Source organism: Brasilonema sp. UFV-L1 (assembly GCF_012912105.1).
Taxonomy (GTDB): Bacteria; Cyanobacteriota; Cyanobacteriia; order Cyanobacteriales; family Nostocaceae; genus Brasilonema.
The window spans coordinates 1-15,431 of record NZ_QMEA01000092.1 but is presented as its reverse complement, the minus strand read 5'-3'; the positions used below and the strand labels follow the sequence as shown (position 1 = coordinate 15,431).

The following is a 15,431-nucleotide window of genomic DNA, read 5'->3' as shown; positions in this document are numbered from 1 at the left end:
TGTTTTTTGTTCGTTCTGTTGTTTATAGTTTGGAGAATAAATGTGATTAAAAAGTGACTACAAAAGATATAAATCAGACTAAATAAGAATAATCAAAACTCACTAAAATTTAGAAATTATAGTTGATAATTGTTAAAATTAGACTTGACGTATTGAAAAATACAAAGACTTTCAACTATCTAAACTTGTAAAATAAGCCTTGCTACAGTTAGATAAATAAAAACTCCTAAAACATCAACTGCAGTAGTAATAAACGGCGCTGACATCAAGGCTGGATCTAAACCGAAACGATGAAATAAAAAAGGTAGGGCAGAACCTGACACCGAGGCTAAAACAGAAATTGCAAATAGGCTAATTCCTACAGAAAGCGCTACTCCCCAATTGCCTTGGAGAAAGTAAGCCCATATTGTTACCACTGTTCCTAACATGAACCCCAAAATTGCCCCAGCACTCCCCTCTCGTCCAATCACGGCTAACGCTTTGGAGCGAATTTCCTGAGTACTTAGTCCTCGAATGACGACTGTTGAAGACTGTGCCCCAACGTTACCACCTGCGTCAATTAACAATGGAATAAAAAAAGTTAAGGCAACAACTTGCTCTAAAATTGCCTCTTGATTTTGAATCACTACAGCAGTACCTGTATTAGTAAGTAGTAGCAGCAGTAGCCAAACAACACGTTTACGAGCAACAACGACCAAGTTAGTTTGAAAATAATTGTCGCCACCAGACTGAACACCACCCAGAGTATAGATGTCTTCTGTTGCTTCTTGCTGTAAAACATCAATAACATCATCAACGGTGACAATACCAACTAAACGCTGTTCTGTGTCTACCACAGGTAAGGCAACAAAGTCATAATGCTGAATGACTCGTGCCACTTCTTCTTGGTCAGTGTCAGTATGGACAAATACCACTTCCCGCGTCATGATTTGACTCACTGTTTGCTCTGGTTGTGCCATGACTAAATCCCGTAGGGAAAGAGTTCCTGTCAAACGGCGCTGGCTATCAGTGACATACAAGTAGTAGATAATTTCCGTGGCGTTTGCTAAATTGCGAATTCGCTCTAAGGCTTGAGCAATTGTCATACTTTCCTTGAGCGAAATATACTCTGGGGTCATTATCCGCCCAGCAGTACCCACTTTATAACCCAAAAGCAAAGCTGTAGCTTCGCGTTCCTCAGGACTCAGTTGTTGAAGCAGCCGCCAGACAACTTTAGCAGGTAACTCGTCAAACAGTCTGGCACGGTCATCCGGCGACATCTGATCTACAATGTCGAGGACATCTTGATGCTTGAATTCTGCAATTAAGGACTGCTGAACACTGGGGTCGAGATATTCATAAACTTCAATCGCCTCGTCTTTAGAAAGTAAGCGGAAAGCTATTGCCTGCATCGCTTCTGGTAACCCATCAATTGCTTGAGCAATATCTGCAGGTTGTACAGGAATCAGTAGGGCTTTTGCTCCCTGCAAATTTTCTTGTTGTAGGAGTGCTTGTAGTTGCGATCGCACTAACTCCACAAGTTCTTGTCGAGAATTTGATCGCCGTGAAGAGGAAAGTTGATTCTCACTCAAGGCAAAGTCCTCCTAGATACAGATTTATATCAGAATGATTTAAAATCGGAACACAGCAGCTAACGGTGCATTATCTGGGACTAATTCTGGCTCAACTGCATAAACTGTTCCACCATTCAATAAAGTATGGATAGCCGCAAAATCCATTAAATCTTCGTCCTGAGTTTCTTGTTCCCGATGCAATTCAACTAGATTATCATCTGGGGTAAAATTGCCCCACCGCTGTACACCAACTGCAACAAACAAAGTATCAACCAGTTGATAATAAGCCATAGGAACAATTTCTTTGATATGGTTACTCGTTTGCCCTGTACCTGCTAATTCCTCATAGCGGTCAACAGCTGCTTTTTGAGCTTGATTAAAGTGAGGCATAAGAATTTTCCAAGCTAACATGTGTAACTCTTGTGCCTTTAACTCATCTGGATTGCCTGTCACTCCTTCATCTATTAAATAGGGATAAGTATTCGCTTCTTTGTAAATAGGAAATAAATATTCCACACCCGCCAATACTAAAGGTGCTTGCTGATTTTTTAGCAACTCTTGCAATCCTTTATCCACCTGACGAAAATATCGTAGGATATTATCCTTTTGCTGATCATTGCCAGCACCTTGACCATGAAATATAGCAGCGCGTTCGCCACCACCTGCTTGTGATGTACCAGTATGAAACTGTAACTGCTTTTGGGCATGATCATATTTCAGCGCTTCAGCAATATTTTGAAGCAGATTTTCCAATGAAATCTCGCTGACACTATAACGTGTCCCTTGAAATAATCTCACTTGATTTTGACTAAGAGCCAAGATATAAAACCGTCCATCATTTGTCAGCAGAGGTAGCAACGGCTTAAGATGAAAACGGTCAGTGACGACAACTAATTCTTGAAAATTGATTGGTAGGCAGTAATAAGTAAACAAGTTAGTAGAAATGAAAATTGCTAGTCCATCACTTTGGTGCTGCCAAAATTTATATTCATCGAGTTCTTTAGCTTTTGACAACAAGTTTCTTGCATCTTGACCGCGAAGACCACTTTTTATAAGCTGTTCTTCTGCCTCTCGCACCAAATTTTTAAACCGAATCGGGTCTTGTTGCGTTTCTATTCCCAGGCGATGGGTTGGCATATAAATTTAAACACAAACTCCATCCGGTTTTTCTATTAAACTTTTTAATTCATAAATGGACAATAATTGCATGAGGTTTACTCCTTCATGGAAAGACAAAAACTAGAAAAAATGGTATTAAAAGTCATTTTTCTATGATTGATTGCTCTTATAAATAACAATTAAAAAAAAATAATTTCAATCGTGATGTGCTATGAAAATCCCTAAGCCTCAGTTATTCCCAGACAGTAGTCCAGGAATATGAGGCTAAGAAAGAATATCAACTGTTACATCAAAGCAGTGAATTGGTAATTCATTTGTTTGATTCACAGTTGATCAAATCCGCACTAGTTATCTTCAGTATTAACAATAAATGTGAAGAGAAAATGACAACGCTCAGAAAAAACAACTATATTAAATAGCATTTCTGACAAAAAGACTCAGCAGTGTAGAAACAAGTGTCAGAACAACTGAAGCTAACAAAGCAGGTAAGAAACCAGCAACTATAAAACCAGGAACGAGGAATCCTACTAGCCAAAGCATGAGCGCGTTAACAACAAATAGAAATAGACCTAACGTCACAATAGTAAGGGTAAACGTCAAAATAAACAAAACAGGTCGAACAAATGCATTGACGAACCCTAAAATCAAAGCGGCCATTGCGGCTGTGCCAAAACTATCAAACGTAAAGCCTGGTACAATATAGGCTGTCAGCAATAATGATACAGCTGCAACTAGCCAAGTTAACAAGAAGTTTACTATCAACATGGTTCAAATGTTGTCACTGGTTAAAGTTTGATAGAAAGTTGCAATTAAGCAATAGTAAATGGGGCTGATAGAAAGGTGCTACCTCATCGCCCCACAGTTCCAACACGTATGGGTTATCAACCCACAAGACACAACAAACAGTTAGAGGTCACAAGGAGTAATAACCTTTTTCTCTAGCTATCTTTAATGTTGCTAAAAAATGTGAGCAGAAAATGACAGTAACGACCGGTGTGGCTACTTGAGTGGTAGAACAATTTGAAAAGTTGAGCCTTGCCCGACTACACTTTTGACACTAATCTTACCGCCATGTGCTTGGACAATTTGTTGGGCGATCGCCAACCCCAAACCAAACCCACCAGTTTTACGGGAACGCTTCTTATCGACTCGATAAAACCGCTCAAAGATATACGGCAAATCAGTTTCAGGAATCCCAATCCCATTATCTACGACTTGAATGATAGCGTGACGTGACTGAGTAAAAAGCCGCAACAGTACTTTCCCGTCAGCGTTCGTATATTTACAGGCATTGCTAATCAGGTTGACTACTACTTGACGCAGCAAGTCTGGTTCGGCTTGCACTTTCACATTGTTAGGGGGCAATTCGCAAGTGAAACTCAGATGTTGTGCATCTTGTTGTGTTGCATAGTTGTCTGCTAGCTGCTGTAGCAAGTTTTTCAAATCAACTGCTTGCAACGATTCAGTCGGTAATCGTCCTTCATGACGTGCCAAAAACAGCAGATTATTTATCAGGAGACTCATGGACTTGGTGATATCAACAATCTTTTGGTAGCGCTGACGTTGTTCGGCCCGATTGCTAGATGTAGACAGTAAACCGTATTGGGCATTGTTGATGACTGCTGCTAGAGGCGATCGCAATTCATGAGAAGCATCCGCTGTGAAGCGTTGTAACTGTTCGTAAGTCTGACGAATCGGTTGCATTGCCAGTCCCCCCAAGAACCAACCAGCCACAGCTATTATCCCTAAAGTCACTGGCACTGTCACAAGCAAAACCAGTCGTAACTGAGTCAGATCATTTTGAGTCGATGTCAGTGGCATTGCAACTTCAAGATAACCGATTAACAGATTATCTTGGTAGACGGGTAGCGTTAACTGACGTAGCCAGATAGCAGTGGGTCTTGCCCTTGAGGAGTGAAGCGCGGTCTTGATAGTATGAAATCCAGGGGTCATTGTCAACTGCGCTTTTCGAGTCATACCGAAAAATTGCACCAGTTGCCCTTTGGTATCGTACCAACGGGCATATACAAGTTCAGTACCTAACGGTGGCAAATTACTCCCTAAGAGTGGCACATTTTCTAAGTCTAACTTTCCCTGACGCAGATCGTACTTCGCGTTCACCGCCATCACTCTGGATTTTTGGTAGAGTAAGCGATCTAAATCCTCTAACTCGTCTAAGACTTTGTGGTAGTAAAGTACTCCGGCAAAAACGACCAAAATACTCCCCATCGTTAGGGTAAACCATACAGCTAGATTGCTACGACTACGATTAAACATGATTAGAGGCGAGAGGTTAGTATCATGCAGAGGTATCTCCCTGTTCAGTTAAAGCGGTATGAGTGGCTTTAATTGTTCAGTATTGTAATAGTTAATTTATCTAGATTTTAATCCGCCTACTCGTTGCCTATTCGCGCTTGTTGCCCTATGTCCTTGTCCCGTTGGTTGCTAAAATTGCAGTCTTTAAAGCTAGAATTTGTGCTGCCTGTACCACTGCTTTTAATTGCTTTTGGACTTGCTGGTGAACCATTGACAAACCTGCTATTGAGTCGTTACTACGGTACCGCAGACAAACTCCAAGCTGATACACACAACACGCTAACAATGAAACTTCTGGTCAATGTGCGAGTCATCAACGCTGAAATTGAAAACAAACGTGACTTTACTATTGTTGAACTTAATACTGCTAACTCCATACTCAAAAAGTTAGAATTCAAGTCTCCAGTCACAGAATTAAGTTCGATAAAAGCCATGATTGCTGAAGAACTGGGACTGTCAAAAGAAGTAGAAACTCTGCAACCTAATACACAAATGCAGGTGCAGCTTGCAGTCAAAGCACTAGGAATCCTCGCTGAAATTGATAAGGAGCAGGGATTTACCAAAGTTGAGGTCAAAACCGCAGACTCCGTACTCAAAAAGTTAGAATTCGAGTTTTCAGCTACAGAATTAAGCTCTGTAAAAACCATGATTGTTCAAGAACTAGGTCTGTCTGCTGAAGATGCCACGATGTTAGTTAGCTATCGAGTGAAAAACTAGCGAGCATTCAAAATACTTTCCTCAACTCACTCTCCCACTTTCCTCAGGAAGTTTGAGGCTATATCCCATACCGTAAACCGTTTTAATCCAGTCTTCTGCACCAACTAACTGCAACCGGTGTCGCAACTTACGTACTAGTACAGTTAAAGCATTGCTTTCGGGTTCCATACCCCACTCCCATAATGCTTCTTCTATCTGATTGCGGGTTAAGACCTGATTGGGGTGACGCATCAGGTACTCTAGCAGTTGAGCCTCGCGGGGCGATAATTCCACGCTAGTTTTACCCCGTTCTACTGTTAAGCGATTGAGGTGCAGTTGTAAATTTGCCAACCGGAGAGTCTCTCCCTGCCATAAGGGCGATCGCCGTCCCAAAGCACGTACCCGTGCTAAAAGTTCCACCAGATCCGCAGGTTTGACCAAATAATCATCTGCCCCAGCATCTAAACCTGTGACTTTATCTAGGGTAGTATCTTTAGCAGTGAGTATCAATACAGGTGCGGTTTTACCTGCTTGGCGATACTGACGACACAGACTCAACCCGCTGATGGTCGGTAACATCCAATCCAAAATCAACAAGTCATACTCTTTTTGAGACAATAGCCATTGTGCAATTTCCCCATCTTCAACACCATCAACAATATATCCGGCTTCCGACAGTACACCCTGTAATGGCTCTAATTGTTCTGGATCGTCTTCTACTACTAAGATACGCATAAACCGTCTTTGCTATAGAACCACTTTGCTCATAGTACAAAAGCCTAAAATCTCCCACGTCTTCCACCAGTTAGATTATCTTGAGGTGGTAAACCAATTTATCTTTCAGATTCACCTAGCAACTAATACCTGATACTAGGGAAAAGCAGGATATCTATCATTTCGCCCACTATCAAACCAAATCCAGCTAAGACTGTTAACACTACAAATGTATCTACCTTGCTTAAGCCAGTAAAACGCATTTCTAATTCCGCTAAAATTGTTGTTGCTAGAGGAATCACAAGGAGGGTTAATAGTATAGACCAAGTTGCTGCTAAAGCCACTAATGTACTGATAGCTAAAGAGGTCATCAAGACCACAAACAAGCCTTGCGAACAAAATCTAAATGAACGCTCAAACAGAGAGCTACTTTTACTTGCTACAAATAAGGCTACGACTGCTATAAAAATTCCTACAAGCCAAGCAATATGATGAGCAGATAGATACCACCCTAAGAGAGTATAAGCAAGCCAAAGTAACATTAAGGATAAGTAAGGAATCCTGCTGAAAAATCCTATATTCATAACAATTAGTTGATACTAGAACTAAGAATAGTTGAAAAGTTTGTAAGCAGAAGTAAACATATAAAATCTAGACCATGCGTTTATGTTTACCCGTGCTTCACAGGAAGAGAATTTTTGGATTCTACCAAATATTATCAAGGTTATCTCATCCGTATTGTTGAGAATTAGTTACCACAAAAATAAAACTTTACAAAGATGATAGGCTGAAAGCCCGAAATTTAATTATCAGTTATCAGTTACCAGTTACCAGTTATCAGTTACCAGTTTGAAGAAGAATTCAGCAATTCTGAATTCAGTATTCACCAAGGAAGAAATAAAGAATTCCGACGACTGACGTCACGACTCCTGACTCGGTGACTCCTTCACTGTTCACTGTTCACTGTTCATTGATGTTGATATACATAGTCTATCGCAGTTGAAGAAGCATAGTACACTTACCTTCTGGACGATTGTTTCAAAGCTATTGGATAGTTTCATTATCTTCTGGAAAATCCTGTTGGAGGAAAGGAGACAATTCCTGATTTAACCGACCTGCTTTCACAAATTCAGCGTAGGTGTCTGCCTCAATCGCCAGCAATTCTTCTCGCAGCTGTTGGGCCGTAAAGTTCCGCAAATTGGGATATTCATTTTGCAGTTGGTCAATTTCTTCTTGCAAACGGTTCAACTCCCCCTTAACCAACGTCTGTTGGTAGCGGTGAAATTCTGGTTCAATGCCTGGTCGTTTCTCTACTTGATTGAGGTATTGCAGAACACGATTGAGCGCAGCCAAACGCGCGATCGCTTCCGAATATTTCTGACGCAGAGGTTGATCCCCCAAAAGATTTAATCTCTCCAACAAAGGTTTAACAGTCAATCCCTGCACTAGCAAAGTAAATAACACCACCCCAAAAACTGTGGCGATGATTTTCTCCCGTTCAGGTAAGATAGCAGGTATACTCAATGCCAGAGCGATGGAGACTGAACCTCGTAGTCCGCCCCACCAGAGTACCGTTTGATCCTGTAAAGGAATAGACGAGTTGGCGAGGGAATTGCTTAGGCTGCTTAGAGCGTAAATGGCGATCGCCCGTGTCAAAATCATCGCTCCCACAGTCACAACAATAATTCCCAAGTTTTCTCCTAGAATGGCAAAGTGGATCTGATCACCAATCAGCAGAAACACAATAGAATTGACAAAAAACGCCAGAAACTCCCAAAATTCAGTCACAATAATTCGGGTGCGCGGGTTCATACCGATGCGAGAGCCAAAGTTACCTAAGATTAAGCCTGTGGTAACTACCCCAATCACTCCCGATCCCCCCAAATCTTCGGTAATTAGATAAGTGCCGTAGGCAGAAACCAGAGTTAATGATTGTTCTACCAATGGTAAATCGAATCTTTGAGTCAGATAAGAAATACCAAAACCAATCAAACCGCCGACAGCTATACCAATACCAACAACTGCAAACAATTGAACGAAAATCGATTGAATCGCCAAGTTAGCAGTACCGAGGGGAAGCGTCACCAAAAAACCGAAGGCAACTACCGCCATACCATCGTTAAACAGGCTCTCACCTTCCATCAACGTTGTCAAACGACTTCCCACACCGAGTTCTCGAAATAACGCTGTTACAGAAACCGGATCAGTAGCAGATAGACTTGCCCCAACCAGCATTGCTGTAGTTAACGACATCCCAGTGAGTTGATTTAACCCCAAGGCGATTCCTAAAATCGAAATTACCACCCCAATCACCGCATACAAGCAGATGGGAACTAAATCTCGCTTCAAGTCCGGCCATTTCAAATTCCATGCCGCTTCAAATAACAGCGGTGGTAAAAAAATTGACAGAATCAACTCTGGAGAAAGATTCACGAGGCGGACATCGACAAAAGCCAAACCTAAACCCACAATCACCAACAACAAGGTATAGGGAATCTGGCGAAACCAGCTAAAAATCTGCGGCAGCGTTGCCACACTTAGAGATACTGAGAGTACCAAAAGGAATTGCTTTAGATTGTCTTCAATGACTGCCGAAGATTGCACCGACTCAAGCGTCATAACAATTTTAGGCTCCTTATTTGCCACATCAAATCGATTGTCCTCAATTATGCGGTACTGAGGAGATGTAATTCACTTACTACAGGATTGCACAATATTGTAACGTTACCGAACGTTACCGAAAAGTTGGGTTTTGAAGTGCTGCATCGCGCTCACTTTTGAGTCACATTTATTTCCAATACTGGAAACACAAAGAAAGTTTTACAAATTGACAAAGCCGTTTTAGATTACCTTTTTAACCTATGAGTTAATCAGGTTCAACGCCAAAAATTTCCTTCACACAACTGAACTTAGGTATTCTCTATGTTGGACCTCTGGTACAAAAACGCTGTTATATACTGCATTGATGTTGAAACCTACATGGACGCCAGTGGCGATGGTATTGGTGACTTTGAGGGACTGACTCAGCGACTAGACTACATTGCTGGGTTGGGAATTACCTGCGTTTGGCTCATGCCATTTTATCCGACTCCCAACAAGGACAACGGGTACGACGTGATGGATTATTACAACGTTGATCCCCGTCTAGGAACGCTCGGTGATTTTGTCGAATTTACCCGTCAGGCGCAGGAACGCGGTATCCGCATCATCGTTGACCTGGTAATTAACCATACATCTGACCAGCACCCTTGGTTTCAAGCAGCTTGCAAGGATGAGAATTCAAAGTACCGGAATTACTATGTGTGGTCAAAAGAAAAACCTGAAGACATCGAGGAAGGAATTGTTTTCCCAGGTTTTCAGAAGAGTACGTGGACTTATAGCGAAGAAACGGGAGCCTATTATGCTCATCGATTTTATGACCACCAAGCCGACTTAAATATTACCAACCCCCAGGTGCGTCAAGAAATCCAGAAAGTCATTGGCTTTTGGCTTGCTCTGGGTGTCTCTGGCTTCCGAGTCGATGCGGCTGAGTTTTTAATTGAAATACGGGGGAATAAAACCCAACTCGATGTGGAGAGTCCTTACCTCTACCTGAAGGAGATACGGGATTTCCTTTCGTGGCGACGTGGGGATGCGATTTTGCTAGCAGAGGTCAATGTCCCGGCAGATGAACTATTACCATACTTCGGGGACGGAGACAAGATGCAAATGCTCTTCAATTTCATTGTCAATCAGCACCTGTTTGTTGCTCTCGCCCAAGAAAAGGCTACCCCACTGATTGAAGCATTGAAATCACTGCCGAATATTCCTGAAATTGGTCAGTGGGTGAACTTCATCCGCAACCATGATGAATTGACACTTAATCAACTCTCTGACACCCAACAGGAAGAAATTGCTGCCGCATTGGCACCAAATAAAGAAAAAATGTGGATTTTTGACCGGGGTATCCGCCGTCGCTTCGCCCCGATGGTTGATGGCGATCCTCGTCGCTTGCGGCTTGCTTACAGCTTGATGTTAACTTTACCTGGTACTCCTGTCATCAATTATGGTGAGGAACTTGGAATGGGCGATGACTTATCCTTGGAAGAACGCAATCCGGCTCGCACACCAATGCAGTGGTCGAGTGAGGCGAATGCAGGCTTCTCAACAGCGTCCTTTAATCAACTGGTTCTCCCGGTAGTCAAGGAAGAGAAATACAGTTACAAGCACTTGAATGTCCTTGACCAGCGCCGTGACCCCAAATCGCTCCTCAATTGGATGGAACGTGCTATCCGGATGCGTAAGGAATGTCCAGAGTTTGGCTGGGGGAAATACGAAATCATCAATACAGATAATCCTTGCATTTTTGCACACCGTTGTGAGTGGCACAGTGGTGTTGTCATCGCCGTACATAATTTAGCTCAGGAAGCTTGTACTGTAAAACTTGAGCTAGAAGAGGGTGATGGGGAACGCCTGATTGATTTACTTGGAGACCAGCCCTACGAGGCGATTGAGGGGACTTTGCACAATGTTCAACTTGAGGGTTATGGCTATCGTTGGTTTCGTGTTGGTTGTCACCACTTGTAGGAGTCTGTTATGAGCGTGGCGATCGCTCGATTTTAAATTAGCTATTCATCTATTAAAAATATTAGGAATGCTAGTAGGCATTGAGCCGAGATACGTGTCAAAACCGGCATTCCGGGTCTGGAAACGCTTTCTCTGACTAGATTTCAAAGATTTCCGGCGGGAGATTAATCGCCGTTTCCAATGGCTGTGGAATCGACTGCAAATTCACCACATAATCTCCATACCGCTTGATATGCCTCGTAATAAAAGGACTCAAAGCCTTAATATACCGTTGATGAACAGGCTCACCCTGTGCCATTAGCGTTTGAATCGCCAACGACATATCGACTGTATTGTGTAAAATCACCGCACTTGCAACCAAATCTAAGTATTTAAACCGCTTTTCCTGTTCAATCGGGTCATTTTCAGTAATCGTGCCATCTTTGCCGAAACAGACCCAATCTAGAAAATGATGGTACTTTTCTACAATATTTGTGATCGCCGTAATTTCATTTCGCATTTTTGGGGAGGAGATATACTCCAGCAGAAACATCGTCCGCACAACTTTACCCAATTCTTGGAACGCCTGATAAAGGCGATTTTTTTTACTGTAACTGCCCAACTTACGTAGAAGAGTGGAAGGCATTACCTTCCCCGCCTTAATCGACAGCACAACCCGCATCATGTCATGCCAATGCGTTTTAATTAGGTTCCAGTTGACCACACCCTTAAATAATGGGTCGATGTACTTGTAAGTTGCTGACTCACTGGGACGCAGGAAAGTAAGGTCTTTCCAGTTACGGATACGTGGCATCAATTTGATACCCAGAAGGTAAGAAATAGCAAACACTGGTCCTGACTGACCTTGTGTATCTGCGTATAAAGTATCCGGTTGAATGTCCGAAAGATTTTTTAAGAGTCCGTCCAAAATATACACGGCTTCCCAAACACCACAGGTAATAAAGTGGGTAAACAAGGCTATGTATTTATCAGAAACGTGGTGGTAAGCAATACCTCCATACCCACCATAACGGATGTGGTATTCGCTATGTAAATTATTCTCGTAAATCTCAAACTTACTGCCATCTGCTGCCGCTTTTTTTCCCGTACCCCAAATCGACGGTAAACTAAAACGGTTGAAAGCATTGATAATATCCCGAATCGCTGCCTCAATTTTCGGTGTACTGATATGGCGACGGTTGGTATAAGAAATCATGTGAGATGTGACTACACCCCTTGAATGACGAGCCGTTTGATTCGGTCCCAGGTTACACCCGTAGCCAAAAGTTGTGAAAATATAACGTTCCGCAGATTGCTTGAATTTGGGTTCGCTCCCAGATAGCGGACCAAGATGCCGCGTCCAATTCAACCAATGCTCGACATTGCAGAGGATGTCTAAAATACTACGTTCCGGGATTAGCACACGGATTTTCTCTTCTAATTCTTCTACTTCGGGAGGTTCAGGGGTTAATTTCAACCTTTTCAGTACGGGTTCACCGTCCTTATTAATTGTTAGCGGCTTACCATCTGAGCAAATTTCATCTACAACGGAAGCTACCCGTGTTAGTTCTATGCGAAGTTACTTTTTGGTAACGTAAAGTTGTTTGAATGCTCTCATGTCCCATTAATGCACGTAATTCTTCAAGAGACACTTTTCACTCAAATTTGTGTGTTTTTATCAAGGTTATTTATGAATAAATTATATATCTTTTTAAAGAGGATACTAACAGCATTTCATGGATACTATAAAAACTCCCAGGTCTGGAGAATCCCTTGCTGGCTATGTAGCGCGAATTAGAAAAGAACTCAACTTGACTCAGTTTGAGCGCGAGCTTATGCTGCTGGTATCCACTCTCGGTCTGTAGGAAAGATTGAACGAGGCTTAACAACAAAACTCAACCACAAAACACTACTTGGACTTGCAGTTGGTTTGGGGACACCAGTTGAATATTTAGAGGCAACTATCAAGGGTGAAGAAACTCGACCAATTCAGTCCGTTAAATTCTGCCCGAAGTGCTGGAATCCAGGGAGTCGTGCTGACCCAATGTGGAGTAACGTTAAAGCTAAGTATTGTTATCTTTGCGGGACACAACTACGCGCTAGTTGCGATCACTGTGGTGAGTTAGTCGGATCGTTAAGGTATAAATTTTGTCCAATATGCGGAAAGCCTTACAAAACGGGGAGTTAAAATCGCTAAAAGTTATATATAGCAAGTCTTTCCAGACCATCTTGCAGGTTTTTACACGTATCTCGGCTCAATGCCTTATACACCTTTGACAAAATCAGCACCAAGAGGAGTTGGCTCCTACGATGTGCTAGGCTATGCCGTTAGCAAAGAAGAAGCAGACAAACTTCTTCAAAGTGAGAGGGGACGTGAAGCACTCTCTGCGGATAATGGCGCTGTCAAGATCACTGAAGAACTCATAGACTTGGGTCGAAATACTTTCTATCAAGAAACTTTTGGTAATGAATATCTGTTTACAGATATTGTTGGCATCCTGGATGGTCCAATTAATCTCGGTAGCATCTCCAAAGCAGTTTTGGCTCTCAAGGGTAAACCCACCACTAATCTTCAGATTCCTATAGACCAAGATATCACTGTTGGTAGTCGCACTTTTAAAGCAGGTACGGTCATAAATACTGGTCTAGATGTCCCCAAGGGTTCCCTCTTTCCGTTGGGAGTTATCACTCATATCAAGAATGCTAAACCTCGAGTTGGCATCACTTGTGTTCTGTGCCACGCAACAGTCAGTGAAGAAACTGGACGTATTCTGGAAGGCGCAATTAATACAGATATTAATCTTGGTCCGCTGATCGCGATCGCAAGCAATTCCGCTGCACTCTTCCGTCAGACAGATGTGAACCCGACGAAAATTTCACCAGGTCAGCACGGGTACATCAACAATGAAGGAGAAAAAGCATATCTCCCAGACGCGAAAATCTTGGAAGACGAAGTGGATGCAGCCATACTTTCGTGGGCACCTGGCAACTTTGTCTCTAATGGCGACCTCAAGAACAACTCGGCTCAAATTCCATCCTCTTACACTCACGGTTCTTGGCCCTATGCATGGAGTGGTGTTGCCTCCATTGGTTGGTTCCACGGATTGACGACATTAAATAATGCGGTGTTTGGGATTAATGCAGACCCCACGACCACAGTAGATGCCAGCGAAAGTGTGTTAGGCATTGACAAACAAGTCTATTTAGGAGCAATGCTGCAAAATGCCTCCAATCCAAAATTCCGGCTTCCAGAGGGAGTGCAACCTTCTGAATTTTTAGAACGAGTAGACCCTACTCCAGGAGAACCTGGTATTAACAGCACGATTCGGATGCCAGAATATCCCAAGGGTTCGCTGTTTATGCAGAACGGGTTAATGGCAACAACTCCTGGGCTACCCGTTGCTGCTCAACTTAATGGAATGTCCGCTTGGCAAAATACCCTAGCACCACCTCCCCATAAATCTGCTGATATCGAAACCCTTGAACACGGTGCAGCAGTTTTTGCTCAGGCTAATTGTGCCCAATGTCACAGCGATCGCTACTTTACCAACCACAAAGTCATTCCTGTGAAGGAAATCGGAACTCAGCCAGCACGGGCACCAGCATCGCGGTCTTTTGCTCAGCTTTTTGTGCCGCCGGATACTTATCCAAGTAACGTACCTGTCCCTCTGCCTCAATCGCCACCAGTTCTACTTGTAACCTTTAATCCACAATATCCACATGTATGGTTTTGCTTCTGTAATTGTTTTGAGGTTGTGCCGTCGTATGATTTACTGTTCCGTTCGGACCAGTAAACTAGGTCTCCATCAAAAGGTGATTTATTTCCTTTGACTTTGATATGACGGTTTTCAGAGTAAGAGACTGACGGGAATGCTTGTTTTACAAGTTTTTCGGCTGATTGCCTATCCTGTTTTGTTTCCTTGTTAAATACCTGAAACGTTTTGTGTTCAAGATGCCACAGGGAGAACCTTGAGCCATCCATCTTACAAAACTTATGGTAATTCCTCCATCCTCTAACAATTGGAGCTAATTTCTTAGCCTTGACATTAGCACCGTAATTCAAGCAGTTGATGATTTCCTTAACTTTCTTTTGGAATTTTTTGAAGTTATCCTCTGAAGGGATGCATCTGGATTTTCCGTTGGATTGCACTTTTAAATGGAATCCTAAAAAGTCAAATCCATCTGTCGAAGCGGTTAGCTTTGTCTTTCTTTCGCTTATCTTTAATCCTCTTTTTGCTAAGAACTGGTTGATTCTTTCAAGTAACTTTTCTGCATCATCCTCTGGTCTGAGGAAAAACACCATATCATCCGCATACCTCACACAGGCTTTTCTGATGTCCTTATCTGAAGTATTAGGGGTTATATTGTACCCCTTGTTGGTGTGATAACGGTGTAAGTCCTCAATCCCATTGAGTGCTATATTGGCTAGCAACGGACTTAATAGAGTAGGGACGGAGCGCACCTTCAAACCTCACGACTTGCGTGTTT

General features: G+C 42.5%; 10 protein-coding genes and 3 pseudogenes. 3 read left to right on the top strand and 10 right to left on the bottom strand.

Annotation, left to right across the window (positions count from 1 at the left end):
* Positions 1 to 179: 179 nt before the first annotated feature.
* From mgtE to DP117_RS23190, 4 genes and pseudogenes are all read right to left on the bottom strand, one after another.
* Entirely contained in the window at positions 180 to 1,571 is a 1,392-nt protein-coding gene (mgtE, locus tag DP117_RS23205) for a magnesium transporter (protein WP_169220600.1), read from the bottom strand.
* Between the two features lie 39 nt (positions 1,572 to 1,610).
* Positions 1,611 to 2,762, bottom strand: a pseudogene (locus tag DP117_RS23200) (hypothetical protein).
* A gap of 321 nt (positions 2,763 to 3,083) precedes the next feature.
* Complete coding sequence (locus DP117_RS23195) at positions 3,084 to 3,437, bottom strand: phage holin family protein (RefSeq protein ID WP_169220599.1); 354 nt, start codon at positions 3,435 to 3,437, stop codon at positions 3,084 to 3,086.
* Positions 3,438 to 3,671: 234 nt separating this feature from the next.
* Entirely contained in the window at positions 3,672 to 4,949 is a 1,278-nt protein-coding gene (locus DP117_RS23190; RefSeq protein ID WP_169220598.1) for an ATP-binding protein, read from the bottom strand.
* Positions 4,950 to 5,096: 147 nt separating this feature from the next.
* On the opposite strand from DP117_RS23190, the gene DP117_RS23185 reads away from it, so the two are divergent.
* A complete protein-coding gene (locus DP117_RS23185) occupies positions 5,097 to 5,705 on the top strand; it encodes a hypothetical protein (RefSeq protein WP_169220597.1) in 609 nt (202 codons plus the stop codon).
* A gap of 21 nt (positions 5,706 to 5,726) precedes the next feature.
* On the opposite strand, the gene rppA is transcribed toward DP117_RS23185, so the two are convergent.
* The 3 genes from rppA to DP117_RS23170 form a co-directional block, all read right to left on the bottom strand.
* Entirely contained in the window at positions 5,727 to 6,419 is a 693-nt protein-coding gene (gene rppA / locus DP117_RS23180; RefSeq protein ID WP_169220596.1) for a two-component system response regulator RppA, read from the bottom strand.
* A gap of 122 nt (positions 6,420 to 6,541) precedes the next feature.
* Entirely contained in the window at positions 6,542 to 6,982 is a 441-nt protein-coding gene (locus tag DP117_RS23175; protein ID WP_169220595.1) for a hypothetical protein, read from the bottom strand.
* A 460-nt stretch (positions 6,983 to 7,442) separates the two neighbouring features.
* The gene (locus DP117_RS23170; RefSeq protein ID WP_169220610.1) at positions 7,443 to 9,017 is read right to left on the bottom strand and encodes a sodium:proton antiporter; all 1,575 of its coding nucleotides are present in this window, start codon (positions 9,015 to 9,017) and stop codon (positions 7,443 to 7,445) included.
* A 303-nt stretch (positions 9,018 to 9,320) separates the two neighbouring features.
* On the opposite strand from DP117_RS23170, the gene DP117_RS23165 reads away from it, so the two are divergent.
* Positions 9,321 to 10,964 carry an alpha-amylase family protein gene (locus DP117_RS23165; RefSeq protein ID WP_169220594.1) on the top strand — a complete coding sequence of 548 codons (1,644 nt, stop codon included), beginning with the start codon at positions 9,321 to 9,323 and terminating at the stop codon, positions 10,962 to 10,964.
* 136 nt (positions 10,965 to 11,100) lie between these two features.
* Here DP117_RS23165 and DP117_RS23160 read toward each other — a convergent pair whose 3' ends face one another.
* Together DP117_RS23160 and DP117_RS36440 are read right to left on the bottom strand one after the other, a co-directional pair.
* Complete coding sequence (locus DP117_RS23160) at positions 11,101 to 12,420, bottom strand: Tn3 family transposase (protein WP_169220593.1); 1,320 nt, start codon at positions 12,418 to 12,420, stop codon at positions 11,101 to 11,103.
* Positions 12,421 to 12,481: 61 nt separating this feature from the next.
* Positions 12,482 to 12,595: pseudogene (locus DP117_RS36440) on the bottom strand (site-specific integrase); the annotation flags it as partial.
* A gap of 392 nt (positions 12,596 to 12,987) precedes the next feature.
* Between DP117_RS36440 and DP117_RS37355 the strand changes: the two are divergent.
* Positions 12,988 to 13,131 carry a zinc ribbon domain-containing protein gene (locus tag DP117_RS37355; RefSeq protein ID WP_339381390.1) on the top strand — a complete coding sequence of 48 codons (144 nt, stop codon included), beginning with the start codon at positions 12,988 to 12,990 and terminating at the stop codon, positions 13,129 to 13,131.
* 1,485 nt (positions 13,132 to 14,616) lie between these two features.
* Here DP117_RS37355 and DP117_RS23145 read toward each other — a convergent pair.
* A pseudogene (locus DP117_RS23145) lies at positions 14,617 to 15,387 on the bottom strand (reverse transcriptase domain-containing protein); the annotation flags it as partial.
* Between the last annotated feature and the right edge of the window lie 44 nt (positions 15,388 to 15,431).

Coding starts and splice junctions, on each gene's coding strand:
- DP117_RS23195 (WP_169220599.1), bottom strand. CDS start 3,437: ATGTTGATAGTAAACTTCTTGTTAACTTGGCTAGTTGCAGCTGTATCA.
- DP117_RS23170 (WP_169220610.1), bottom strand. CDS start 9,017: ATGACGCTTGAGTCGGTGCAATCTTCGGCAGTCATTGAAGACAATCTA.
- DP117_RS23165 (WP_169220594.1), top strand. CDS start 9,321: ATGTTGGACCTCTGGTACAAAAACGCTGTTATATACTGCATTGATGTT.
- DP117_RS37355 (WP_339381390.1), top strand. CDS start 12,988: ATGTGGAGTAACGTTAAAGCTAAGTATTGTTATCTTTGCGGGACACAA.
- DP117_RS23185 (WP_169220597.1), top strand. CDS start 5,097: ATGTCCTTGTCCCGTTGGTTGCTAAAATTGCAGTCTTTAAAGCTAGAA.
- DP117_RS23190 (WP_169220598.1), bottom strand. CDS start 4,949: ATGTTTAATCGTAGTCGTAGCAATCTAGCTGTATGGTTTACCCTAACG.
- DP117_RS23175 (WP_169220595.1), bottom strand. CDS start 6,982: ATGAATATAGGATTTTTCAGCAGGATTCCTTACTTATCCTTAATGTTA.
- rppA (WP_169220596.1), bottom strand. CDS start 6,419: ATGCGTATCTTAGTAGTAGAAGACGATCCAGAACAATTAGAGCCATTA.